This is a genomic window from Paenibacillus sp. FSL P2-0173, from assembly GCF_038008045.1.
Classification (GTDB): domain Bacteria; phylum Bacillota; class Bacilli; order Paenibacillales; family Paenibacillaceae; genus Paenibacillus; species Paenibacillus polymyxa_B.
In genome coordinates this window covers 841,041-863,940 of the sequence record NZ_JBBOYK010000001.1, presented here as the reverse complement: position 1 = coordinate 863,940, position 22,900 = coordinate 841,041, and the positions used below count along the sequence as shown (strand labels likewise).

The following is a 22,900-nucleotide window of genomic DNA, read 5'->3' as shown; positions in this document are numbered from 1 at the left end:
GCTTTTTTGTATATTGTATCGAATTTGGAAGGGAATATCTAGTTAGATGAAACTGAGTGTAGTAATTAGGCCACTCCAAGCTAAGATTCTGCTTTTAAAGGAGAAGGTAGAAATTCTTATCGTGGAGAAAGCTCATGCCACAGGCTTATAAAAAAAGCATTTATGGAGCTCAGACTGCTCACATAAATGCTACTCATTATAAAACCGAATGAATATTTGGAGACAACTTATTGCGTAATTGCCCCGACAACCTGGTCAACCAGCCCTTTTGAAGAGAGGGGGCCGCCAAATGTCCATGTCGTACCGCTCAGTGAATAGGTACGTTTTTCTTTAACGAAATTTAGACCATTCCAGACCGAATTATTTTTCATGGGTGCGCCGAAAACATTATCGTCCGGCTGAACAATATAGATAAAGTTGCTGTCCTGAACGGCAGACAGAGCTTCAATGCCTACGGTTGAAAAGCCATACTGTTCAACTTTGCTCGGTTTCCAATCGTTAATCATGCCGATCTTCGCCAGTGTTGCCACGACGACTGAGTTATCTGAAAACATACGAAGGCTGGCCGCATTTTGCGAAGTGAAAGCCTGTGTCAGTATATAATGATAATCCGACTTGCCAGCAGCGGTGAGCTTTTCTTTGGCTTCAGCATAATGCTGATCCAGTTCGGCAAGCACCTGCTTAGCTTTGTCTTCTTTTCCAAGAGCACCTGCGATGCTATTAAAAATTTCTAGCATTTTATCATGATCGTAGCCGTTACCATCGTTCAGATTATATTCGATCGTTGGAGCGATGGCCTTGAGTTGCTCATAGATAGCCTCATTTCCATCAACATTTGAAATGATCAGATCCGGCTTCAATGCAGCAATCGCTTCCAGATTCGGCTCGTTACGCGTGCCGACATCGACCACGCTACTATCGAGAGCCGCCTCCGGTGTCACGTACACCTTGTAGTTGGCATTGTCTGCATTACCAACCGGCTGAACGCCCAGCGCAATCAAATCCTCTGTAAATGTCCATTCCAGCACTACGACACGCTGTGCGGGCTTGTTGAGCGTGACCTCACCACGATTATGCTTTACCGTCACAGGACCAGTCGCTGTGTCAGTCGGTTTGCTACCCGACGTGGCTGTCTGATCTTTATCCGATGCTTTGTCGGCTGCTCCGCAACCTGCCAGAGTGAGCGTAAAAACCATTAACAATAAAATCCCGATTAATCCCTTTTTCATAGAAGCGTTCTCCCGTATATATGTTTTTAGGAAATGATAATGATTATCATTTTCATCATTATATTATGATAGAGGATTGAAATTTTGTCAATGTAAAAAACGGGTCCGTACCCTCAATTGGAAAGCTGCCATTATTCAGCATTCCTGTTCATTGTTAAACTATTCCCCCTTGGAGCATACTACCTAGCAAAATGGAATGCAGAATCCGATGGACGTACATGCATTTCCGATTGCAATTGTCTTTACGATGGGAAAAGTTTGCATATTGAAAGGGGATTAAACAACATGAGTGAAACCTACTCTATACCCAAGATAGGACATGAACAGGAGCAGTCTCGCGGATCTCAGGATCAACGTCATCATAACGACAGTGGTAGAGGCAGGCAGCAGTCAGGCAAAATACATACGCCTCTCATTCCTTTTGCACTTGAGTTGGGTTTTTTTGCGGGTTTACTCTGGGGATTGCTGCGCTGGCTGTTTTATAAGTTGCATTTTACGGTAGTAGCGCCTGGCTTTCTCGCGGAGCCTTTTTTCAAGCATTCGTTTATGAACACCATGGCGGGACATCTGGTAGGGCTACTTTTTTTTATTGGATTATCCGTCGTAGCTTCACTGGTGTACACTCTGTTGCTGCGCAGATTTAAGGGTCCTATACCCGGAATTGTGTATGGTCTGATTTGGTGGGTTGTTTTATTTGTATTAACAGGTCCTAAGCTAGGAATGATGAATGCTCCTGATCGGTTAACATGGAATTCCTTATATACGGAAATTTGTGTGTTTATACTGTGGGGACTATTTATCGGATATACCGTTGCTGTCGAGTATACGGATGAAAGAAAGCGCGAGCCTGAGAAAGCTGAGGGCTGAACGTAACAAAAACTTCTCAAGCGCCTATCCCCTGTGTTAAAATAGCATTTGGTTATTTGACAGAGGGGAGCGGAATGAAAGATGAAGAATGACCGGGTGTTAAAGCTGCGGCAGGCGCTGGGCGAGCATAATCTGCGGGCTATGCTGATTACTAGCCCTGTCAATCGTCGATATTTGACAGGCTTCACAGGTTCGGCGGGTTATGTGCTGATTACGGAATCCCATAGCTATTTGCTGACTGACTTTCGCTATATGACACAAGCGACCGAACAAGCCGAAGGCTTCACGGTGGTGCAGCACGCTGCACAGGTCATGGAAACGGTGAAAGAATTACTGTCTTCCCATCAGATCAGCGAAACAGGCTTCGAGCAAGACGCTGTAACTGTTGCGACGCATAAAGCTTATAGCGAAGATTTGTCACCTATTTCACTGGTTCCGGTGTCGGGCATTGTGGAGAAGCTACGGGTGTACAAGGATGCAGAAGAGCTGGAAGTGATGCAGCGGGCAGCGGATTTGGCAGATGCTACTTTTGCACACATTTTACCTTACATCAAGCCAGGTGTCAGCGAGCGTGAGCTGGATCTGGAAATGGAATTCTTCATGCGCAAGCAGGGAGCTACATCCTCTTCATTTGACACCATTGTGGCTTCCGGGGTTCGTTCGGCATTGCCTCATGGCGTAGCCAGTGCTAAGTTAGTACAAGCAGGCGAGCTAATTACGTTTGATTTTGGTGCGTTGCTGGATGGCTACTGCTCCGATTTGACACGTACAGTGGCTACACAAGGGGATTTAGCGCCTCAGTTGCGTGAGATCTACGATATTGTGCTTAAGGCGCAACTTCACGCACTCGAACATATTAAGCCGGGCATGACAGGCCGTGAAGCGGATGCACTGACCCGGGATATTATTGCTGGCCATGGCTATGGAGACAATTTCGGTCACAGCACAGGTCATGGTCTGGGTCTGGAAGTACATGAATCTACACGCCTGTCTAAGGTAAGCGATGATATTCTGGAGCCGGGTATGGTTGTAACGGTCGAGCCAGGTATTTATGTGCCTGGATTGGGCGGTGTACGGATCGAGGATGATATCGTTATTACAGATAGCGGCATCAAGGTATTAACACATTCGAGCAAAGAATTTACAGTCGTTTAATAACGATAACAGTCCTGTAGGAGGGGTATTTTAGTGATTAACGTTAATGATTTTAAAACAGGATTGACCGTCGAGGTAGACGGAGATATTTTTACGGTGCTGGATTTCCAACACGTAAAACCGGGTAAAGGTGCGGCATTCGTGCGCTCTAAGCTTAAAAACCTGCGTAACGGCAACACTGTTGAACGTACATTCCGTGCGGGTGAAACGATCGGCCGCGCGCAAATTGAAAACCGTGGTGTGTCTTACCTCTATGCGAGCGCAGACGAGCATACATTCATGGATAATGAAACATATGATCAATTCACACTTTCCAGCGATCAACTGAAATGGGAACTTAACTTCCTGCAAGAAAACATGAATGTAAACATCATTAGCTATAATGGTGAAATTCTCGGGATTAACCTGCCTAACAGCGTAGAGCTGAAGGTTATTGACACTGAGCCGGGTATTAAAGGTAACACCGCTACAGGTGCTACTAAAAATGCAAAAGTTGAAACAGGACTGAACGTTCAGGTTCCATTGTTTATCAACCAGGACGACGTATTGCTGATTGATACACGCGATGGTAAATACATTTCCCGCGCATAAATTTTGCAGCTTTTAGATTTCCTCTGTCCTTGTTAAGGGCAGGGGATATTTTTATAAGCACTAATATTAAAAAACAATGGCTCCGTACAGCACTTTCGTATTATACTGTACTAAAGTTATGCCGCAGGATGTCACGTTCAAGTCGTTTGGTGCCATCTCAAGGTTACATACTGTTGAGTCTGAGGGAGTGAATATCGTTGTCATTGTATGTCATGAAATTCGGAGGCAGTTCCGTCGGTGACACGGAGCGCATGAAACGCGTGGCAAAACGCGTTGTGGAGAAACAGAGTGAAGGGCATCAATGTGTAGTGGTCGTTTCCGCAATGGGAGACACGACAGACGAACTGATTGACCAGGCCAAATTGTTGAATGAGGAGTTGCCTGCACGTGAGCTGGATATGTTGATGACGACAGGTGAACAAATTTCAATCGCCTTGTTGTCGATGGCTATTCAGCAGTTGGGTCATGAAGCGGTATCGTTTACGGGATGGCAGGCTGGTTTCCGTACTGAATCTGACTTTGGTCGAGCACGGATTACGGATATTCAACCTCAGCGTGTGCTGGATGCACTGAGCAGCAACAAGATCGTTGTTGTAGCTGGTTTCCAAGGGATGTCTGCAGAGGGAGACATTACGACGCTGGGACGTGGTGGATCTGATACGACGGCGGTTGCGCTGGCGGCGGCAATTCAAGCGGACGCCTGTGAAATTTACACGGATGTGGACGGCATATATTCAACAGATCCACGGATCGTGAAGGTTGCTCGTAAGCTAAAAGAAATTTCTTATGATGAAATGCTGGAATTAGCTAATCTGGGTGCAGCTGTATTGCATCCTCGTGCGGTAGAATATGCCAAACATAACCGGGTACCGCTGATTGTGCGGTCCAGTTTTAACCATAATGAAGGAACGGTCGTAAAGGAGGATGCAGTAATGGAACAAGGCGTTGTAGTCAGTGGGATTGCATATGATAAAAATGTAGCAAGAATCAGTATTTTGGGCGTCGCCGATATCCCCGGTGTACTGGCGAAAGTATTTGGAACACTGGCGGCAGCCAAAATTGATGTAGACATTATTGTACAAAGCGGGGTTGAAGCTGGTAAAGCGGATTTCTCCTTTACAGTAGCTCTGACGGATCGTGAAGCAGCACTGAAGACGCTGGAAGGTATTCGTGGAGAGCTTCCGTACCGTGAAGTAACGTCTGAGGAAAACCTGGTGAAGGTGTCCATTGTAGGTGCAGGAATGGTTAGTCATCCGGGTGTTGCTGCGCAAATGTTTGCCGTACTGGCAGAGCAAGGCGTTAGCATTAAAATGGTAAGCACATCTGAGATCAAAGTATCGTGTGTAATTGAAGCGGGTAAACTTCATGAGGTTATTCAGGCGTTGCATACAGCTTATAACCTGGACACCGAGGAGCAAGCGTTTGTGGGTGGACCGCAGGACCGTCGTTAATAACTGCAACGTGAGATCTAGACACTGAATATGTCTAATGTGAACGATGCTTATGATAGGTAAAGGTTGATACAGGCCCTCTATTTATAGTTTGATAAATCATAGAATACAGCAGTAGGTTAAGAGGTTGTTCCATCAGTGAGAGTTAGACTGAGGGGCAGCCTCTTTTTTTGCTGAATCTATCTTTTCTACCCAAGGGTATCCCTTAGCCGACAAGGCTTTGAGAGGCCCTTTTTTATTGTGCGAATTAGAGAATGGTGCTTAAACAAGCGGGAGAAAGGTCTGTTGAGTGTTGATAGGAGTTAGCAAAAGTTTGCCTAGGTTTTCAATATATTTTCGGCATAAAAAGCGAGAGTCAACCATAGACTTGTCTTAAAGAAAAAGGACAACTGTGAGGGGGCGGCATCGGTATGGAATGGCTGGAATTATTTCCCGAACCGTTGCACGGTATACTCGGAAGGCTTCCAGAAACGGTATTTAAGCAACTGGAAGAAATCCGGGTCAGGGAAGGAAGGCCGTTGGAAATTAATGCAAATGGTGATCATCATTTTGTAACGTCTGCTGGTCGGCTGACTTTGAACCATGTGGAAGCCTATAAGCCTGACCGTGAGGATGCCCACCGACTGCTGGATTTTATCAGCAATCATTCCCTGTATACCATGGAAGAGGAGCTTCGTAAAGGGTTTATTACGATCCCTGGCGGTCATCGTATTGGCTTGGCAGGGAGAACCGTGCTCAACCGAGGACGAGTGGAGCATTTGAGGGATATAAGCAGCTTTAATGTAAGAATTGCTCGTGCAATTCCCGGCATAGCTGATCGGATATTGCCTTATGTAGCAGATCGAATGTCCGGGAAAATCCGGCACACCCTCATTTTGTCCCCTCCTCAGCATGGCAAAACGACACTGCTTAGGGACTTGGCTCGGCAACTCAGTTACGGAGGGATGGAAAGCAACGGGGGGCGACGGAATGGACTCAAGGTAGGCATTATAGACGAACGCTCTGAGATCGCTGGTAGTCACAAAGGTATCCCCGGTTTTGATGTCGGGCCTCGCACCGATGTATTGGACGGATGTCCGAAAGCAGAAGGCATGATGATGATGATCCGCTCGATGTCACCGGATGTCCTCATTGTTGATGAAATCGGACGACCGGAAGATGCGGAGGCGGTGCGCGAAGCGCTTCATGCAGGCATTGCAGTCATTGCTTCCGCACATGGCCGCGATGTGGCTGAAATGGCGACCCGGTCTGCGTTTGCTGGATTAACTACAGGACAAGAGCTGTTTCAACTCTACGTCATGCTGGAGCGGACGAGCCGGGGCGTCTCATTCCGGCTGGCAGATGCCAAGCAGCGCAGGCTTACACTGCCTGGAGAAGGGCAGAATGGGGGCATCTCCTATGCTTAAGCTGCTGGGTGCAGCCTTGGTTATACTGGCCGCTACGCTGGCAGGCTGGCAGCGGGCAAGACAGTTTGCGATGAGGCCGCGGCAAATCAGGGAGTTGATTCTTGCGCTGCAAAGATTGACCACCGAGGTTTCCTACGGGGTGTCTCCGCTACCAGATGCTTTCGCCAAGACAGGAGAGCCCTTGCGAGAGCCGCTGCGCACTCTGTTTCAGCAAGCCTCACGCTGGATGCACCCCTCTTTTGGCCTGACTGCCAGAGAAAGCTTGCATAAAGCTATTGAAGACTCGTGGAACCGTTCCTCTATGAAGCAAGCCGAGAAGGAAGCGATGCGGCAGCTTGCTTACAGTCTTGGAACCAGCGACCGTGAAGACCAGATCAAGCACATTGCGCTGACCATCCAACAGTTATCCCATGAGGAAGCGCAGGCGCAGGCAGATCAGGTGAGGTACGAGCGTATGAGCAGGAGCCTGGGACTGCTGATCGGAGCATTGATCGTCATTTTGATCTATTAGCGGGGTGCTCGAATGAATTTAGAAGTGAACGCAATTTTCCAGATTGCCGGAATTGGCATTATTATCGCTATGATTCATACCGTATTAAAGCAAATGGGCAAAGAAGACATGGCCCACTGGGTAACGGTCATTGGTTTCGTCGTGGTCCTGTTCATGGTGGTGCGAATGCTGGATAACCTTCTGCAAGAGATCAAATCTATCTTTCTTTTTCAGTAGGTGGACACATGGAAATCATTCAGGTGGTGGGCTTCGCCCTCATTGCCACAGTCCTCATTTTAGTCATTAAGGAACAGAAGCCGATGTTTGCCTTTTTGATTGCAACAGCTGCGGGAATCGTCATTTTTTTGCTGCTGATTGGCAAGATCGGATCTGTGGTTGCTGTACTGGAGCGACTGGCCCGGTCTTCAGGCATGGATATGATCTATTTTAAAACCGTATTGAAAATAATCGGTATCGCTTATATTGCTGAATTTGGAGCGCAAATCGTTCGGGATGCAGGACAAGACGGGATTGCTTCCAAAATTGAGCTTACCGGAAAGGTACTCATTATGGTGCTCGCAATCCCGATTATCAGCATTATTATTGATACCATTCTGAAGCTGATGCCCGCCTGAGGGGGTGATGCCATGAAAAGGCTAGGGGGCATGCCGAATCTCAAAGTAATTGCAATGTTGCTGCTATGTCTCTGGTGTGCCTCAGCTGCGGTCCTCTTTGCAGATACACCGACAAACGAATGGATCAGACAGCAGGCGGAGCAAATGCCCAAAGATGAAGTAGAACATTATTGGGACGGGCTCATGCAGCAATACGGCGGATTTTTCCCTGATCAGAAAACGCCTTCCTTCATGGACATGCTGCTTCCAGGCGGTGAAGGGTTCAGCATAAAGGGTGTATTGAGCGCTATAGCTGATTTTTTCATCCATGAAATCCGGGTAAATGCCAAGTTGCTCGTCACCATCGTCATGCTCAGCATTATGAGTATGGTGCTGGAAACGCTGCAAAGTGCTTTTGAAAGCAAACAGGTCAGCAAAGTGGCCTACGCTATCGTATACATGGTCATTATCATTCTGGCGATTAATAGCTTTAGTGTAGCGATTGGTTATGCCAAAGAAGCGATTGATAGCATGATTCACTTCATGATGGCAATGTTGCCTTTGTTGTTTACCATGTTAGCCTCGATGGGTAACGTCGTAACAGTTTCGGTGACCCACCCGCTGATTGTATTTATGATCAACACAGTCGGAACAGTCATTCATACGCTGGTTTTCCCGCTACTGTTTTTCTCGGCTGTGCTCTACTTGGTCAACTCGCTGACAGGCAAATACAAACTGACCCAGCTAGCCGACCTGTTGCGGAACGCTGGAGTAGCAGTGCTGGGAGTGTTGCTGACCATATTTCTAGGAGTCATTTCGGTACAAGGCTTGACATCGTCAGTTACTGACGGATTAACGATCCGCACAGCCAAATATATTACAGGTAGCTTTGTTCCGGTGGTCGGCAAGGCGTTGGCAGATGCGACAGATACAGTCATTTCGGCTTCGCTGCTCGTTAAAAATGCCATTGGTCTGGTAGGAGTCATTATTATTTTGTTCCTGTGCGCATTTCCTGCTCTCAAGATTCTGACACTGGCTCTCATTTATAAAGTGACAGCAGCGATCATGCAGCCTTTGGGTGATACGCCTATCGTGGAATGTCTCGATGCGATCGGCAAGAGTATGATTTATGTTTTCGCGGCACTGGCGGCAGTGGGTTTAATGTCCTTCCTTGCGATTACAATCATGCTCGCAGCAGGAAATATGACGGTCATGATGAGGTGAACCAATGCACGTAAACCAACAAGGGGGGAGGGGAGTGACGTGACCTGGCTGGGAGGTTGGCTTAAGGAACTGGTGCTAATCGTGTTGCTGGCTTCTTTTGTCGATATGATCTTACCGAGCCGATCTATGGAAAGGTATGTCAAACTCGTTCTCAGCCTGCTTATTCTGCTGACGTTGCTGTCTCCGGTCGTGCGCTTACTGAGCAGCAGCCCCTCCGAGGTTTTAGGGCGAGCATTGGATCTTCAACGTCAGGCTGAGACAGGCAAGAGGGAACCGACATTGGAGGAGATTTTGGCAAAAGGCAGCCAGTTAAAGCAACAGCAAGAACAAAGCTCCATGCAATGGGCTGGCAAAGAGGTAGCTAAGGAAATGAAAGGACAATTGGAACAGTATACTGGGTTAGCAATTCAGTCGGTCCAGGTTACCCTTGCAAAGATTCAACAGAAGGAATCGGGGCTGGAGGCAGGAACGGGTGTCCAGTCGGTAGTGGTCAAATTGGCGGAGCAGCAGCCAGAAAAAGAAAAGAAAAACACAGACGTCTCGCCTGGTGCAGATGCTAAGCCGATTATGGTGGAGCCTGTGGCCGAAAAGACAGTGAATATTCGTGTGGAGCCGACACATACAAAAACTTCAGATTTTAATGAAGGAACGCGAGAAGATGATCGTAATCCTGATAAAACTGCTGAGGACGGAAAGCCAACGGATACGAAAGCTTTTGACTTAATTACAGGACTTCTACGTGAAAAATGGGGGATAGACAGCAAAAATGTTCAGGTGGTTTCTTCGCAGGATGGAACACATGAATGGTAACAGGAGGTGAGCAGAAATGAGCAAATGGCTGAAAAAGCTCGAGCGATGGCTGGGTGGAGGGGCGGATGGGGCGAAAAGATTCAACTCATTTCGTTGGCTGCTTATACTTGGCCTTATCGGTGTAGCGATCATGCTTTTTAATTCATTCGTTAATGTGAAAAAGGTCGATCCAGAAAACGTAGGGCGTGAGCCGCCTGGCGTGATGAAAAATGAGCCTACATTAGAGACAACAACAGGTGAAGAAAGTTCCTTTGCCGGGATCGAGAAGGTTTTTGAGGACAATATGAAACAGATGCTGGAGCAGATTGTTGGCGTAGGAACCGTCGATGTCATGGTTACGGTAGATTCCACCGAAGAAGTTATCGTTCAACGCAATGTAAAAGATATGCAGGAAGAGAACAACGAGACGGACGCCAATGGTGGACAACGGCACACTACTCAATATACACGTGATGGCGAGATTGTCACCTATGAGTCATCAGGTGGTCAGCACACCCCGATTGTGACAAAAAAAGTAAAACCGCAGGTGAGGGGAGTGCTTGTTGTGGCTATGGGGGCAGAAAACCCTACAGTGAAGCAGCTAATTGTCGATGCTGTACAGAAGGGACTAAATGTACCTTCCTACAAAATTTCAGTCGTACCGCGCAAGCAGGGATAATATGGAATTGAGGAACAAAGAAGTTTATATTTTAAACCATTAATGAATATGGAGGACGGAACATGAATAATAAAAGACAAACCGTTTGGCTGGTGTCCATGCTGAGTTTAATGGTCGTGCTGTCTGCGTATTATTTGTTTACGGAGGACTCGAGCCCTGCAAATCCACCAGTAGCCGATAGTGAGCAAGTGAGCAAGGTTAAGCAGGATGCCGCACAGGAAGCAACGACGAAGGCAGAGGAACAATTGAACGAACTGAAGGTAAATGAAGTAGTGACGAATGGCGAAGTAACTGATGGAGCATCAGCAACTTCCACAAAATCGGATACGGCTTCCACAACTGACCCAGCAACGGAAAACTCAAAAGGCGATAAAGATACGGCAGCTGCCCCTACTACTGAACCGGCGACATCCGATCAAAACACAACTGCGACTAAAACGGACGCGACAGCACAAAGTGACGACAAAGCAACCTCTACAGCCAAAACCGACCAGCAGGTACTGGATCAAGTGGCAACCGATCAAGCTGCCCAACCTACAGCAGCAGCAGTGATTGACAACTATTTGCTGGAACGGGATGTGGAAAATCAGAAGAAAAATGATGAACTGACTACCGCAATGAACGACAGCACACCAAAGAAAGCTGCTGAGGCTCAAAAGGAATTACATGTACTTGAAGATAAGCAGGCTAAAATTACTGGAATTGAAGAAGAGCTTCAGCAGCAGTTCGCCAATGCGGTCGTCCGTGAGGAAGATGCTGATAAATACAAAGTAGTGGTTCTGAGTGAAAAATTGGATGCTAAGCAAGCGGTAACAATTGTCGATAAAGTCATGAAGGAACTGAATGTAACGCAGGATAAGATCAGTGTCCAGTATGTTACACAATAAGACAAAAAACGCGAAAAAGCCCGGATTTCTGCATTATTCCGGGCTCTTTCTATTTTTAATGATTGTGATATAATACATAAAGCTGTTTCAACAATGTTATCAGCAACCGGCAAAATGCTGAAGGAGTGATTAATAGAGATGTTTAAATTAAGCGAGATTAAGGAATTGATCAAGCTGGTGGATGAAACGTCTGTGCATGAGCTTGAAATTGAAAATGAAGGAACTCGCCTGTTGATCCGGAAACCGGGCAAAAGCGAGATCGTTACGGTACAGGCTCCTGTGGCAACACCTGCTTATGCAGTGGCACCACAAGCTGTTATTCCAAATCCACAAGTACAGTCCGATGTTGGACTTGCTGGGGAACCGAGGGAATATGCAAGCAATCTACATAAAATCGTATCTCCGATGGTAGGCACTTTCTATAGTTCTTCATCTCCGGATACGGCTCCGTATGTGAGTATCGGCAGCAAAGTGGGCGAAAAAACAACGGTATGTATCATTGAAGCGATGAAGCTGATGAACGAGCTGGAAGCTGAAGTGAAGGGCGAAATTGTGGAAATTTTGGCCGAAAACGGACAGTTGGTCGAGTATGGCCAGCCATTGTTCCTTGTGAAACCGGAGTAAAAAGCTTGTTTGAACCCTCTTTTGAGGGTTCGGCAAGACTACTCCCAGGGAGGATAAAGTCATGACATTTCAAAAAGTATTGATTGCGAATCGTGGAGAAATTGCGGTTCGTATCATTCGCGCTTGCCGCGAAATGAATATTTCGACAGTTGCCGTATATTCGGAAGCTGACAAGGATTCGTTACATGTGCGTCTCGCAGATGAGGCTTACTGTATCGGACCGACGCTATCTAAGGACAGCTACCTTAATTTTACGAATCTGATGAGCGTTGCTACATTGACTGAATGTGATGCCATTCATCCAGGTTACGGATTTTTGGCGGAAAACGCAGACTTCGCTGAAATTTGCGAATCGTGTAATATTACGTTTATTGGTCCTTCTCCTGAAGCCATTAACAAAATGGGAGATAAGGCCGTAGCCAAACAGACCATGAAGGATGCCGGAGTTCCGGTTATTCCGGGTTCAGACGGGCTGGTTGAGGATTTGCAGGATGCGATCAGCATCGCACGTGATATCGGATATCCGGTAATTATCAAGGCCACAGCAGGTGGCGGAGGTAAAGGTATTCGTATCGCCGAAGATGAGGATAACCTTATTCAGCAAATCACTACTGCTCAGCAGGAGGCGCAAAAAGCATTTGGCAATGCGGGTGTCTACCTGGAAAAATACTTGACCGGTATGAAACACGTGGAAATACAGATCATAGCGGACAAGCATGGTAATGTTGCCCATTTGGGCGAACGGGACTGCTCTGTGCAGCGTCGTCGTCAGAAGTTATTGGAGGAAGCACCATGTCCTGTACTATCGCAGGATGTTCGTGAAGAAATGGGTCAGGCAGCTGTTCGTGCAGCTTTGGCCGTTCAATACTCTGGTGCAGGTACTCTCGAATTTTTGCTTGGCCCGGACAATAATTTCTATTTCATGGAAATGAATACACGTATTCAGGTAGAACATCCAGTAACAGAAATGATTACTGGTGTAGACCTGATTAAGGAAATGATTTCTGTCGCTGAAGGACATCCGCTTTCCTTTACGCAGGAAGAAGTCACCATCAATGGCTGGGCGATAGAGTGTCGTATTAATGCTGAGGATCCGGATCGTAATTTTATGCCTGCACCGGGTAAAATCGGATTTTATCTGCCTCCAGGCGGTCCTGGAGTACGGGTAGACAGCGCAGCATATCCAGGTTATAGCATTCCTCCTTATTATGACTCTATGATCGCCAAGCTGATTGTGTGGGCACCTACACGGCAAGATGCAATTGCCAAAATGAAGCGGGCTTTGTCTGAGTTTGCTATTGAGGGCATACCCACAACGATTTCTTTTCATCAGCGCTTGCTAGAGCATCCTACCTTTATTAAAGGCGATTTTGATATTAAATTTTTGGAGGAAAACGAAGTTTAATCGGTATATTTCCTCAGTTTGTCATAATGAACGCCAAATGATATAGTATGGATAATAAGTGAGCATGTCTGCTTTGAAATCCAAAGCTGGAATGAAACTTATTTTGACCGAAAGGTGTTGAAGGTATGAGCACAGTGCCAACCGAATTCGAACGTACAGAAATTGGGGAGATTCAAATTGCCCCAGAAGTTATTGAAGTCATTGCCGGACTGGCTACCGTTGAGGTACCGGGCGTTGCGGGAATGAGTGGCGGATTTGCTGGTGGGTTTGCCGAATTGCTAGGCCGCAAAAATTTATCTAAAGGTGTAAAAGTGGAAGTCGGACAGCGTGAAGCTGCTGTAGACGTCTCCGTCATTATTGAGTACGGTAACCGTCTGCCTGAGGTGGCTGCTGCTATTCAGCATAATGTTAAGCGTTCGATTGAGAACATGACAGGTCTTAACGTTGTTGAAGTGAACGTGCAAATTCATGATGTTCAATTCAAAAGTGCCGAAAAAGTAGAAGAGCCGGAAGTGCTGGGCGCCGGACGGGTTAAATAGAGCGATACTTTGTACAAACCCCCGACCCTTATGGGTCGAGGGTTTACTCTAATTTAAGGAGGCTGTGCGTTTCGTGGCTAAAGTTATGGACAGACTTCTGCTGTTCTTGTACAGCTTAAGTATCGGAATTATTTCCATTCTCGCCATCCTCCTCCTGAGCGGGGCCATTCCGTATGTTTTAAGTATTGAGGATGAGCGAGTGGTGTGGTTTACCAGCCTGATTATTGCAGGGGTTCTGTTGTTATTGAGTCTTCGTTTTTTTTATATCTCTATTCGACGGAACCAAACCGTACAGCATTCTATTGATCAACGAACGGAATATGGTGACATTCAGATTTCAGTGGACACCATTGAAAATTTGTGCCTCAAAGCAGCTTCCCGATTTCGCGGGATGCAGGATTTGAAAGCACGCGTTCGCGTGTTGGAATCGGGACTTGATATTACGATTCGGGCGGTTGTAGACGGGGAAAGCTCCATTCCGGTGTTAACCTCCGAGGTACAAAAGGGGGTACACGATCATGTGGAAGAAATTACAGGAATTCCTGTGTCCAATGTGTCGGTGTACATCGCTAATGTTTCTCAGTCACCCAGCTTTAAGAGTCGTGTGGAATAGAGGTGATTTTCCCTGATGCCCTGGAAAGAAATATGGGGAAGTTACAAGGGCCGGATCATGGGGATCACGGCTGGTATTTTTTTCGGTTTTATTTATTTGTGGGCAGGCTTTTGGAATATGTTGTTCTTTGCATTGATGGTGTTCATCGGATATACGCTAGGAAGACGTAGCGATTCAGCGCTTGGTTCATTCCTCCCTTGGAAGGAATGGGGCGATTGGTTGTCGCAGCGTTGGCGTCCTTTTAAATGAACCCTGTGATACGTGTTCTCCAAAATAGAGCTGTAGCTTCTTTGCGCCCAACGTTTTGGAGGATGCGTTCACAGGTTTTTTTGTGGAAATTGGTTAGAATGAAAAATAGATATAGGCAAGCGTAGGAGGCAGGGCATGAAAAGACGTCTGGCGAGGGAATTAGCGGTACAGAGTATGTACCATATGGAAATGAATGAAGTGGATGCGGCAGCAGCCGTGGACATGTTGCTTCAGGAAGCCGCTGAGGAAAACGAAGCGGAAGTTGTCGTTAAAAACGCGGCAGTTTTAAGAGCGTATGTTTTGGAGCATGTGCGGGGTACGTGGGAGCACAAGGAAGCCATTGATGGGCTGTTGGTGGATTATCTTAAAGGCTGGCAGATCAGCAGACTTTCACGTGTAGATCGTCAAATTTTGAGACTTGCGGCATATGAGATGATTTTCCGTGAGGATGTTCCAGCTAAGGTAGCTGTTAATGAAGCGATTGAATTGTCGAAGCACTTTGGTACCGAGGAATCCGGTAAATTTGTTAATGGTGTACTGGGACGAGTGATTCAAGAACTGGAGCAATTGAAAGCACGTTTTTAAGTAGAGACTACTGAATCAGGTTGGAGAGTGGATAAACATGTCAGCACCGATCATTGATGGTAAACAAATCTCTCAGGATATTCGCGCAAGCATTCAGCAAGAGGTCATTCGTCTGAAAGAGCACCGGTTTCAGCCGGGACTGGCTGTTGTATTGGTAGGCGAAGATCCCGCTTCGCAGGTATATGTTAAAAACAAGGAAAAGGCATGCCATGATCTCGGCTATTACTCAGAGGTTCACCGGTTAACAGCAGATACTTCGCAGGAAGCATTGCTGGAACTGGTGGACAAGCTGAACCATCAAAGTACTATCCATGGAATTTTGGTACAACTGCCGTTGCCAAAGCATATTCATGAAAAAGCTGTCATTGACGCGATTGCAGTGGAGAAGGATGTGGATGGATTTCATCCGGTGAACGTAGGAAATTTGGTCATCGGTGACGATAGTCTATTGCCTTGTACTCCTGCTGGAGTCATTGAGTTAATCAAGCGTGCTGGAGTGGAGATAGCTGGTAAACATGCGGTAGTTATTGGTCGCAGTAATATCGTAGGCAAGCCAGTGTCTTTATTGTTGCAGCGTGAAAATGCTACGGTTACGATGTGCCACTCCCGTACAGCGAATATCGCGGATCTAAGTCGACAAGCGGATATCTTAGTCGTTGCGATCGGCAAAGCCAACTTTATTGATGCTTCGTTCGTGAAGCCCGGAGCGGTAGTGATAGATGTGGGGATGAACCGTCTGGAGAACGGAAAGTTGGCGGGGGACGTTGATTTTGAGAGCGTGAAGCAAGTGTCTGGTCCGATTACGCCTGTTCCCGGCGGAGTAGGCCCGATGACAATTACGATGCTGATGCAAAATACGCTTGTAGCGGCCAAGCGGTCGCACGGTTTGGCATAAGGGCAGCTGCCTGTGGCTGAACAACGTATTTACTCTATAAAGGACCTGAATCGTTATATCCGGATGAAACTGGAATCGGATCAGGTGCTATCTGATGTATGGATACGCGGGGAAATTTCTAATTTTACGCATCATTCGAGTGGTCACATGTACTTTACGCTCAAGGATGAGGGGAGTCGCATACGTTCGATTATGTTTGCAACCCATAATCAGCGGCTCCCTTTCGTACCGAAAGAAGGTACGCGTGTTATTGCCCGGGGAAACGTATCCGTGTACGAACGAGATGGACAATATCAGTTTTATGCAACTCAAATGCAGCCTGACGGCATAGGAAGCCTTTATCTGGCTTACGAACAGCTCAAGCAAAAGCTGGATGCAGAGGGACTGTTTGATACTGCTCGTAAGCGTAATCTCCCTGCCCATCCGGCAACCATTGGCGTGATTACGTCACCGACCGGAGCGGCTGTGCGTGATATTATTACGACACTTCAACGGCGATACCCGCAGGCTGGAATTGTGTTGTATCCTGTGCTCGTACAAGGAAAAGGTGCCGCACCCTCGATAATCAAGGCAATTGAAGCTATGAATCGTATGCAAGAGGTTCAGGTGATGATCGTCGGACGGGGAGGTGGCTCGTTGGAAGAACTGTGGGCTTTTAATGAGGAAGCGGTTGCGCGCGCCATTTACGCATCGGTCATTCCGGTTATTTCGGCAGTTGGACACGAAACGGATTTTACTATTGCCGATTTTGTGGCTGACTTGCGTGCGGCAACGCCAACCGCAGCAGCCGAGTTGGCTGTGCCTAATCAGGCAGAGCTACGGGATCAGCTGCTCCAACGTGAGCAACGGTTGCGCAACGCCCTCCGGCAGCGGCTGGAAACCAGCCGTGAACGCTTGGCGAGGCTTCAGCGTTCGCCAGTCCTGCTGCACCCACGCCGTTATATGCTACAGCATGCAGAGCGAATGGACATGCTGCATCAGCGGCTGATTCGCGCAGCGGGTAACCGTTCGCGTTTGAACGCAGAAAAGAACGCACGTATGCGTCAGGTACTAGAGCGGTTTAATCCGCGTGAACAAATTCGTTCGGCACGCAAGCAGACGGATATGGCGCAACGTCAGCTGGAGTCTGCGATGCGTGCTATTACGAAAACGGGACGGCAGCAGTTGCACACGGGAATTCGTCAGCTGGATGCGCTGAGCCCACTCAAAGTCATGGCCCGAGGCTATAGCTTGGTATACGATGAGCAGGAGAAACGGCTAATTAAGTCGCTCAAAGACGTACAGCCGGGAGATTCCATCAAGATTAAAGTAAGTGATGGGCAGTTGGACTGCCAAGTATGGGGAATGAAGGAGGACGCGAAGCACGGTGGCGAATGAAACGGAATTGAATTTTGAAGCGGCTATGGCCGCTCTTGAAGAAATTGTCGGACAACTGGAGCATGGAGACGTTCCTCTGGAGCAAGCCATTGATTTGTTCCAGCGGGGGATGAAGCTGTCTCAGCTTTGCAGTCAGAAGCTGGAGCAGGTTGAACGTAAAATTGAAATGATCGTGGAAGAGGATGGAGATTTGCGCAAGAAGCCTTTTGGCGGTGGATTGGATGAAAACGGCGGTGAAGGGCTTGAATAGACCGTCGTTCAAGGAATATTTGACCGGGACGACGGATGTAGTTTCATCCGCACTGATCGAGCAGTTCCCGGTCGATTGGAACATTCCCGCTGTTCTTCGAGAATCCATGAATTACTCACTCACCGCAGGCGGAAAACGGCTGCGGCCTCTGCTTGTGATCGCTGCTGCTGAAGCATTCGGTGGAAGTAGGGAAGCTGCGCTGCCAGTGGCATGTGCGGTAGAAATGGTACATACGTACTCCCTCATTCATGACGACTTGCCAGCCATGGATGATGATGATTATCGGCGAGGTAAGCTGACGAATCATAAGGTATACGGCGAGGCGGTTGCTGTCCTTGCGGGTGATGCTTTGTTGACCCATGCCTTTTACAGCATTGTGCAAGCAGGACGGCGTCACGGTGTTTCATCCGATGCGCTATTGTCCATTGTCGAGGATTTGTCCGAAATGAGTGGCGCGCGGGGCATGGTAGGCGGACAGGTTGCCGATATGTCAGGCGAGCAAGGAATGACGGGGATCGAGGAACTGGAATATATCCATCTTCATAAAACTGCTGATTTGATTATTTTCTCGCTCTTGGCAGGTGGACGGATTGGTGGGGCGGACAAGAGTCAATTAGAGGCGCTTCGCCGTTTTGGACGAGACTTGGGGCTGGCTTTTCAGATACAGGACGATATACTGGACCTCATAGGCGATGAGAGCAAAATGGGTAAGAAAACGCAAAGTGATGTTGAACAGGAGAAGGTTACCTATCCGTATTTCATTGGTATGGACGCATCTTTGCAGCAGGTGGAGAAACTCACCGCATCTGCTAAAAAAGTGATAACAGAGAGCGGTATTCCCGATTCTTCTCGTTTGCTGGAGATAGCCGATTACCTGATGAAGCGTGATCATTAGTTGCCTTAGAGCTGTTTTGACTTGTCTGCGTTTAAGCACAGTCAAAAAGTGTGATATAATACTTGTTAACTTTACACACAAACTTGAAGGAAAGCGGGGAGATATGCGTGCTGCTTCCACACATAAAGCAACCAGGCGATCTGAAATCACTGTCGGTTGAGGAGTTGGCTTCTCTGGCCGAGGAAATCAGGAGCTTTTTGATTGAGAAGCTGTCCGTGACTGGGGGGCATCTGGCATCGAATCTGGGAGTGGTTGAGCTCACGATCGCCCTGCATTATTGCTATAACAGTCCGAAGGACAAGATGATTTATGACGTTGGGCACCAAGCCTACGTACACAAAATATTGACAGGGCGAATGGATCGTTTTGATACACTTCGTCAGCGTGATGGACTTTGTGGTTTTGTAAAAAGAAGCGAGAGTGAGCATGATGTTTGGGAAGCCGGTCATAGCAGCACTTCTCTGTCGGCCGCAATGGGAATGGCTTTGGCTCGAGATTTGAAGGGCGAGGACAATAAAGTCATTGCAATGATCGGAGACGGCGCGTTGACTGGGGGGATGGCCTTCGAAGCGTTGAATCATATCGGACATGAGCGCAAAAATTTAATGGTCATTCTGAATGACAACGAAATGTCCATAGCACCTAATGTGGGGGCCATGCATAATTATTTGAGTAAAATCCGCTCGGACCGTCATTATTTGCGAGCAAAAGATGAGCTGGAAGTTTTGCTGAAAAAAATACCCGCGATCGGCGGTAAACTTGCCAAATCGGCTGGCCGTGTCAAGGACAGTCTTAAATATATGATGGTGCCTGGTGTACTGTTTGAGGAACTGGGACTTACGTATCTCGGTCCAGTGGACGGGCATGATTTGCCGAAGCTAATCGAAACCTTCCAGCAGGCTGATAATGTCACTGGCCCTGTATTGGTGCATGTCGTAACCACCAAGGGCAAGGGCTATAAACCTGCAGAGGCAGATTCACACAAATGGCACGGAATCAGCCCTTACAAGATTGAATCGGGTCAGGTACTCAAAGCTGTAGGTAATCCGATGTATACGGAAATTTTCGGCCGAACGCTGATTGAGCTGGCTGAGCAGGATGAGCGCATCGTTGCGGTCACGCCTGCTATGCCTGGTGGATCAGGACTGGTACCGTTTAGTAAAGAGTTTCCTAGCCGTATGATTGACGTCGGCATTGCTGAACAGCATGCAGCTACCATGTGTGCTGCGTTGGCAATGGAAGGGCTGAAACCGGTGTTTGCGGTGTATTCGACTTTTATGCAGCGTGCTTATGACCAGATTGTGCATGATATCTGTCGTCATAATGCGAACGTAATGTTCGCTATTGACCGTGCAGGTTTTGTTGGGGCTGACGGAGAAACTCATCATGGCGTGTTTGATGTGGCATTCTTACGTCATATCCCGAATCTTGTGCTTATGATGCCAAAGGATGAGAACGAGCTACGCCATATGATGAAAACAGCGCTCGATTATGAAGACGGTCCAATTGCTTATCGTTACCCGCGTGTTAATGTGGTTGGCGTGCCGTTGGATAAAGAATTACAGGCTATTTCCATCGGCAGTTGGGAGCTCCTGCGTAAGGGTGAGGGCTTTGCTGTAATTGCATCAGGACCGATGCTCCAGGTGGCGACAGAGGCTGCGGAGGCGATGAAACGTGAAGGGTTGCAAGTGGGCGTAGTGAATGCCCGTTTCCTGAAGCCTTTGGACGAGGATATGTTGCGTGAGCTGGCTCGTCAGCATACGAAGCTGATCGTATTGGAAGAAGCTTCTGAAGCAGGAAGCTTGGGTAGCGCTGTACTGGAATTTTACGCCAAAGCCGAAATACAAGAGGCGCAAGTGCGCCTAATGGGGATTCCCGATCTGTTCGTGGAGCATGGCTCCATTAAAGAGCAGCGTGCTGAAGTAGGGCTTACCATTGAAGATGTATGCTTAAAGCTGCGTAAATGGGCTGCTGAACCAGCATATGGCATGGGACAGTCCGTATAGGGTAACTTGAAGCGAAGACCATGACGTTTATAAAAAGTATGACAAGAGCAGCCTGGCTGCCTAAAGGGAGATTAACATGTCTGTTCCGAAGGAACGCATTGATGTATTACTTGTAGAACAAGGCTTTTTTGAAAGCCGTGAAAAAGCTAAAGCTGCGATTATGGCTGGTCTAGTGCTGGCGGACAGCGAACGGATAGAGAAAGCGGGTATGAAGGTACCACGCGCCAGCGAGCTTAAAGTTAAGGGCTCGGTGCATCCGTATGTAAGCCGTGGAGGATTAAAGCTAGAGAAGGCCATTCGTCAATTTGAGCTGGATATGAAGGGCAGGACAATGCTGGATATTGGTTCGTCCACTGGAGGTTTTACGGATTGTGCACTTCAGCATGGAGCGGAATACGTATACGCCATTGATGTGGGTTATAATCAGCTGGATTGGTCGCTTCGTAATGATGAACGAGTATGCGTAATGGAAAAAACGAATTTCAGATATATGACACCTGCGGATTTGAATGGTTCTGTCCCGAATTTCGCAAGTATTGACGTTTCGTTTATTTCATTACGTATTATTTTGCCCCCGTTGCTTGCCTTATTGCATCAACCTGCTGATATTGTAGCTCTAATCAAGCCGCAATTCGAAGCTGGACGCGAAAAGGTTGGAAAATCCGGTGTGGTCCGTGATCCTGCTACGCATAAAGAAGTGTTGCAGACCATTCTGATGTTTGCGCATGAGCTTGGACTTACGCTGCAAGGTTTGGCTTATTCGCCTATTACAGGTGGAGAAGGCAATATTGAATTTTTAGCGCATTGGCGTTTGGATGGGCTTCCTGCTGCAGAATCGCAGCTGGAGAAGATGGATTTCAGACCACTAATTGAACGTACTGTTCAGGAAGCAGGGCAGACTTTTAATAATGGTCCATCGCGTAAGTAACATTCAGGGGTTCTCCATGAGTTCTGTGAACTTAAGGGAACCTCTTTTTGGTGTGAGGGATTGATTATAGAACTCACGTTCGCCTATAATGAGATGTACAAAGGAAAAGGAATTTTACATCTTGTCCTAGAATATGTCCATGAGGTGATCGGTCCATGGACACAAGATATGATACGATTATCATCGCTGTAATCGGGGTGATATTAGGGATATGGGCTTTATATAGCCTGCGTGCCTGGTTGAAGGAGCCAGGGCCGCTTGTGCTAAAGACAATACCGATTAACGAGGATTTGGATGAAGGGCCTGCTATAGATATACTCGAAGAAGCAGGTTATGAAGTAGTGGGTGGGAAAATGAAAATACCGCTTGCTTTTAAAGTGAATGGACATACCGTGTATAGCCGTTTGTTTATAGACTACGTGGCTGTACGAAACGGTTCGACATATATGGTCAAAACGTCACGCCGCAAGAAACCAATGGAGTGGAGTGGTCCTGATTTACGGGACAGGCTCATGCCGTATTTGTTGCTCTATCCGGGTTGCGCGGGTGTATTGTACGTTGATACGGACGAGCGAAGTATTCGCCTTATTACATTAGTGGAAGACCTCGAAGAAGAGGAATATGAAGGTTAATCCATAGGAGGATTATATGAAGGGTCAACGACATATTAAAATTAGGGAAATTATTTCACAACATGAGATTGAGACGCAGGATGATCTGGTTGAAGCATTGCGTAAGGCTGGTTTTCAGGTCACACAGGCGACCGTATCGCGTGATATCAAGGAGCTGCTGCTGATCAAGGTTCCAATGGACGATGGCAGATATAAATATTCAATGCCTTCAGATCAGCGCTACAATCCGGCCCAGAAACTGAAACGTACGTTGGTCGATAACTTTTTGCATATTGACTACACAACCAATCTGATTGTGATGAAGTGTCTGCCGGGAACAGCCAACTCGATTGCTGCTTTATTGGACAATATTGAATGGTCCGAGATTATGGGTACGATTAGCGGAGATGACACCATTTTGATTATTTGCCGATCGGAAGAAAACAGCGAAGCTATCGTGAATCGTCTTATGGGCTACATTTCCTAATTATAATGGCTACGCATATTAGGCGTTTTAATTTGTACATCATAGAGGTGAAAG

At 47.2% G+C, this 22,900-nt stretch carries 27 protein-coding genes; 26 read left to right on the top strand and 1 reads right to left on the bottom strand.

The annotated features are described in order from the left end of the window. Positions 1–227: 227 nt before the first annotated feature. Positions 228–1,229, bottom strand: coding sequence for an ABC transporter substrate-binding protein (locus MKX30_RS03820; protein ID WP_341062454.1), 1,002 nt, complete (start codon positions 1,227–1,229; stop codon positions 228–230). A gap of 285 nt (positions 1,230–1,514) precedes the next feature. Here MKX30_RS03820 and MKX30_RS03815 point away from each other — a divergent pair, with 285 nt between their 5' ends. The 26 genes from MKX30_RS03815 (at position 1,515) to ahrC (ending at position 22,846) form a co-directional block, all read left to right on the top strand. Beyond that, positions 1,515–2,096 carry a YqhR family membrane protein gene (locus tag MKX30_RS03815; RefSeq protein WP_023989261.1) on the top strand — a complete coding sequence of 194 codons (582 nt, stop codon included), beginning with the start codon at positions 1,515–1,517 and terminating at the stop codon, positions 2,094–2,096. A gap of 81 nt (positions 2,097–2,177) precedes the next feature. Continuing rightward, positions 2,178–3,251: a M24 family metallopeptidase gene (locus tag MKX30_RS03810; RefSeq protein WP_023989260.1), complete on the top strand. Its 1,074-nt coding sequence runs from the start codon at positions 2,178–2,180 to the stop codon at positions 3,249–3,251. Between the two features lie 33 nt (positions 3,252–3,284). Next, the gene (gene efp, locus MKX30_RS03805) at positions 3,285–3,842 is read left to right on the top strand and encodes an elongation factor P (protein WP_023989259.1); all 558 of its coding nucleotides are present in this window, start codon (positions 3,285–3,287) and stop codon (positions 3,840–3,842) included. Between the two features lie 197 nt (positions 3,843–4,039). Beyond that, positions 4,040–5,293: an aspartate kinase gene (locus tag MKX30_RS03800; RefSeq protein ID WP_071558530.1), complete on the top strand. Its 1,254-nt coding sequence runs from the start codon at positions 4,040–4,042 to the stop codon at positions 5,291–5,293. A gap of 410 nt (positions 5,294–5,703) precedes the next feature. Next, positions 5,704–6,699 (top strand): stage III sporulation protein AA, encoded by a 996-nt coding sequence (spoIIIAA, locus tag MKX30_RS03795; protein ID WP_023989257.1) that lies wholly within the window; start codon positions 5,704–5,706, stop codon positions 6,697–6,699. Continuing rightward, positions 6,692–7,210 (top strand): stage III sporulation protein SpoIIIAB, encoded by a 519-nt coding sequence (gene spoIIIAB / locus MKX30_RS03790; protein ID WP_023989256.1) that lies wholly within the window; start codon positions 6,692–6,694, stop codon positions 7,208–7,210. Before spoIIIAA ends, spoIIIAB begins: the two co-directional genes overlap by 8 nt. Positions 7,211–7,222: 12 nt before the next feature. After that, positions 7,223–7,426, top strand: coding sequence for a stage III sporulation protein AC (gene spoIIIAC / locus MKX30_RS03785; protein ID WP_010345636.1), 204 nt, complete (start codon positions 7,223–7,225; stop codon positions 7,424–7,426). An 8-nt stretch (positions 7,427–7,434) separates the two neighbouring features. Continuing rightward, a complete protein-coding gene (gene spoIIIAD / locus MKX30_RS03780; protein ID WP_013310826.1) occupies positions 7,435–7,824 on the top strand; it encodes a stage III sporulation protein AD in 390 nt (129 codons plus the stop codon). A 12-nt stretch (positions 7,825–7,836) separates the two neighbouring features. Further along, a complete protein-coding gene (gene spoIIIAE / locus MKX30_RS03775; RefSeq protein WP_023989255.1) occupies positions 7,837–9,027 on the top strand; it encodes a stage III sporulation protein AE in 1,191 nt (396 codons plus the stop codon). A 39-nt stretch (positions 9,028–9,066) separates the two neighbouring features. Further along, positions 9,067–9,837, top strand: a complete 771-nt coding sequence (gene spoIIIAF, locus MKX30_RS03770; RefSeq protein WP_023989254.1) for a stage III sporulation protein AF — start codon at positions 9,067–9,069, stop codon at positions 9,835–9,837. Between the two features lie 16 nt (positions 9,838–9,853). Further along, positions 9,854–10,495, top strand: a complete 642-nt coding sequence (spoIIIAG, locus tag MKX30_RS03765; RefSeq protein ID WP_023989253.1) for a stage III sporulation protein AG — start codon at positions 9,854–9,856, stop codon at positions 10,493–10,495. Positions 10,496–10,557: 62 nt separating this feature from the next. Next, positions 10,558–11,382 (top strand): SpoIIIAH-like family protein, encoded by an 825-nt coding sequence (locus tag MKX30_RS03760; protein ID WP_053325695.1) that lies wholly within the window; start codon positions 10,558–10,560, stop codon positions 11,380–11,382. A 138-nt stretch (positions 11,383–11,520) separates the two neighbouring features. Continuing rightward, positions 11,521–12,006, top strand: a complete 486-nt coding sequence (accB, locus tag MKX30_RS03755) for an acetyl-CoA carboxylase biotin carboxyl carrier protein (protein ID WP_068941548.1) — start codon at positions 11,521–11,523, stop codon at positions 12,004–12,006. A 61-nt stretch (positions 12,007–12,067) separates the two neighbouring features. After that, positions 12,068–13,411: an acetyl-CoA carboxylase biotin carboxylase subunit gene (gene accC, locus MKX30_RS03750; RefSeq protein ID WP_023989250.1), complete on the top strand. Its 1,344-nt coding sequence runs from the start codon at positions 12,068–12,070 to the stop codon at positions 13,409–13,411. A gap of 125 nt (positions 13,412–13,536) precedes the next feature. Continuing rightward, the gene (locus MKX30_RS03745) at positions 13,537–13,950 is read left to right on the top strand and encodes an Asp23/Gls24 family envelope stress response protein (protein WP_028540595.1); all 414 of its coding nucleotides are present in this window, start codon (positions 13,537–13,539) and stop codon (positions 13,948–13,950) included. Positions 13,951–14,023: 73 nt separating this feature from the next. After that, a complete protein-coding gene (amaP, locus tag MKX30_RS03740; RefSeq protein WP_013310819.1) occupies positions 14,024–14,563 on the top strand; it encodes an alkaline shock response membrane anchor protein AmaP in 540 nt (179 codons plus the stop codon). A 15-nt stretch (positions 14,564–14,578) separates the two neighbouring features. Then, positions 14,579–14,812 (top strand): DUF2273 domain-containing protein, encoded by a 234-nt coding sequence (locus MKX30_RS03735; RefSeq protein WP_023989248.1) that lies wholly within the window; start codon positions 14,579–14,581, stop codon positions 14,810–14,812. Between the two features lie 135 nt (positions 14,813–14,947). Next, positions 14,948–15,397: a transcription antitermination factor NusB gene (gene nusB / locus MKX30_RS03730; protein WP_013310817.1), complete on the top strand. Its 450-nt coding sequence runs from the start codon at positions 14,948–14,950 to the stop codon at positions 15,395–15,397. Between the two features lie 37 nt (positions 15,398–15,434). Then, positions 15,435–16,292: a bifunctional methylenetetrahydrofolate dehydrogenase/methenyltetrahydrofolate cyclohydrolase FolD gene (gene folD, locus MKX30_RS03725; protein WP_071558532.1), complete on the top strand. Its 858-nt coding sequence runs from the start codon at positions 15,435–15,437 to the stop codon at positions 16,290–16,292. 12 nt (positions 16,293–16,304) lie between these two features. Continuing rightward, entirely contained in the window at positions 16,305–17,669 is a 1,365-nt protein-coding gene (gene xseA / locus MKX30_RS03720) for an exodeoxyribonuclease VII large subunit (protein WP_023989246.1), read from the top strand. Beyond that, positions 17,659–17,919 (top strand): exodeoxyribonuclease VII small subunit, encoded by a 261-nt coding sequence (gene xseB / locus MKX30_RS03715; RefSeq protein ID WP_013310814.1) that lies wholly within the window; start codon positions 17,659–17,661, stop codon positions 17,917–17,919. Before xseA ends, xseB begins: the two co-directional genes overlap by 11 nt. Further along, the gene (locus MKX30_RS03710; protein ID WP_068941553.1) at positions 17,891–18,814 is read left to right on the top strand and encodes a polyprenyl synthetase family protein; all 924 of its coding nucleotides are present in this window, start codon (positions 17,891–17,893) and stop codon (positions 18,812–18,814) included. The genes xseB and MKX30_RS03710 overlap by 29 nt, the downstream gene beginning before the upstream one ends. A 107-nt stretch (positions 18,815–18,921) precedes the next feature. Further along, the gene (gene dxs, locus MKX30_RS03705; protein WP_023989244.1) at positions 18,922–20,820 is read left to right on the top strand and encodes a 1-deoxy-D-xylulose-5-phosphate synthase; all 1,899 of its coding nucleotides are present in this window, start codon (positions 18,922–18,924) and stop codon (positions 20,818–20,820) included. Between the two features lie 76 nt (positions 20,821–20,896). Then, positions 20,897–21,748, top strand: coding sequence for a TlyA family RNA methyltransferase (locus MKX30_RS03700; RefSeq protein ID WP_023989243.1), 852 nt, complete (start codon positions 20,897–20,899; stop codon positions 21,746–21,748). A gap of 155 nt (positions 21,749–21,903) precedes the next feature. Further along, a complete protein-coding gene (locus MKX30_RS03695) occupies positions 21,904–22,380 on the top strand; it encodes a hypothetical protein (protein WP_028540597.1) in 477 nt (158 codons plus the stop codon). A gap of 16 nt (positions 22,381–22,396) precedes the next feature. After that, positions 22,397–22,846 (top strand): transcriptional regulator AhrC/ArgR, encoded by a 450-nt coding sequence (gene ahrC, locus MKX30_RS03690; RefSeq protein WP_013310809.1) that lies wholly within the window; start codon positions 22,397–22,399, stop codon positions 22,844–22,846. Positions 22,847–22,900 lie beyond the last annotated feature (54 nt).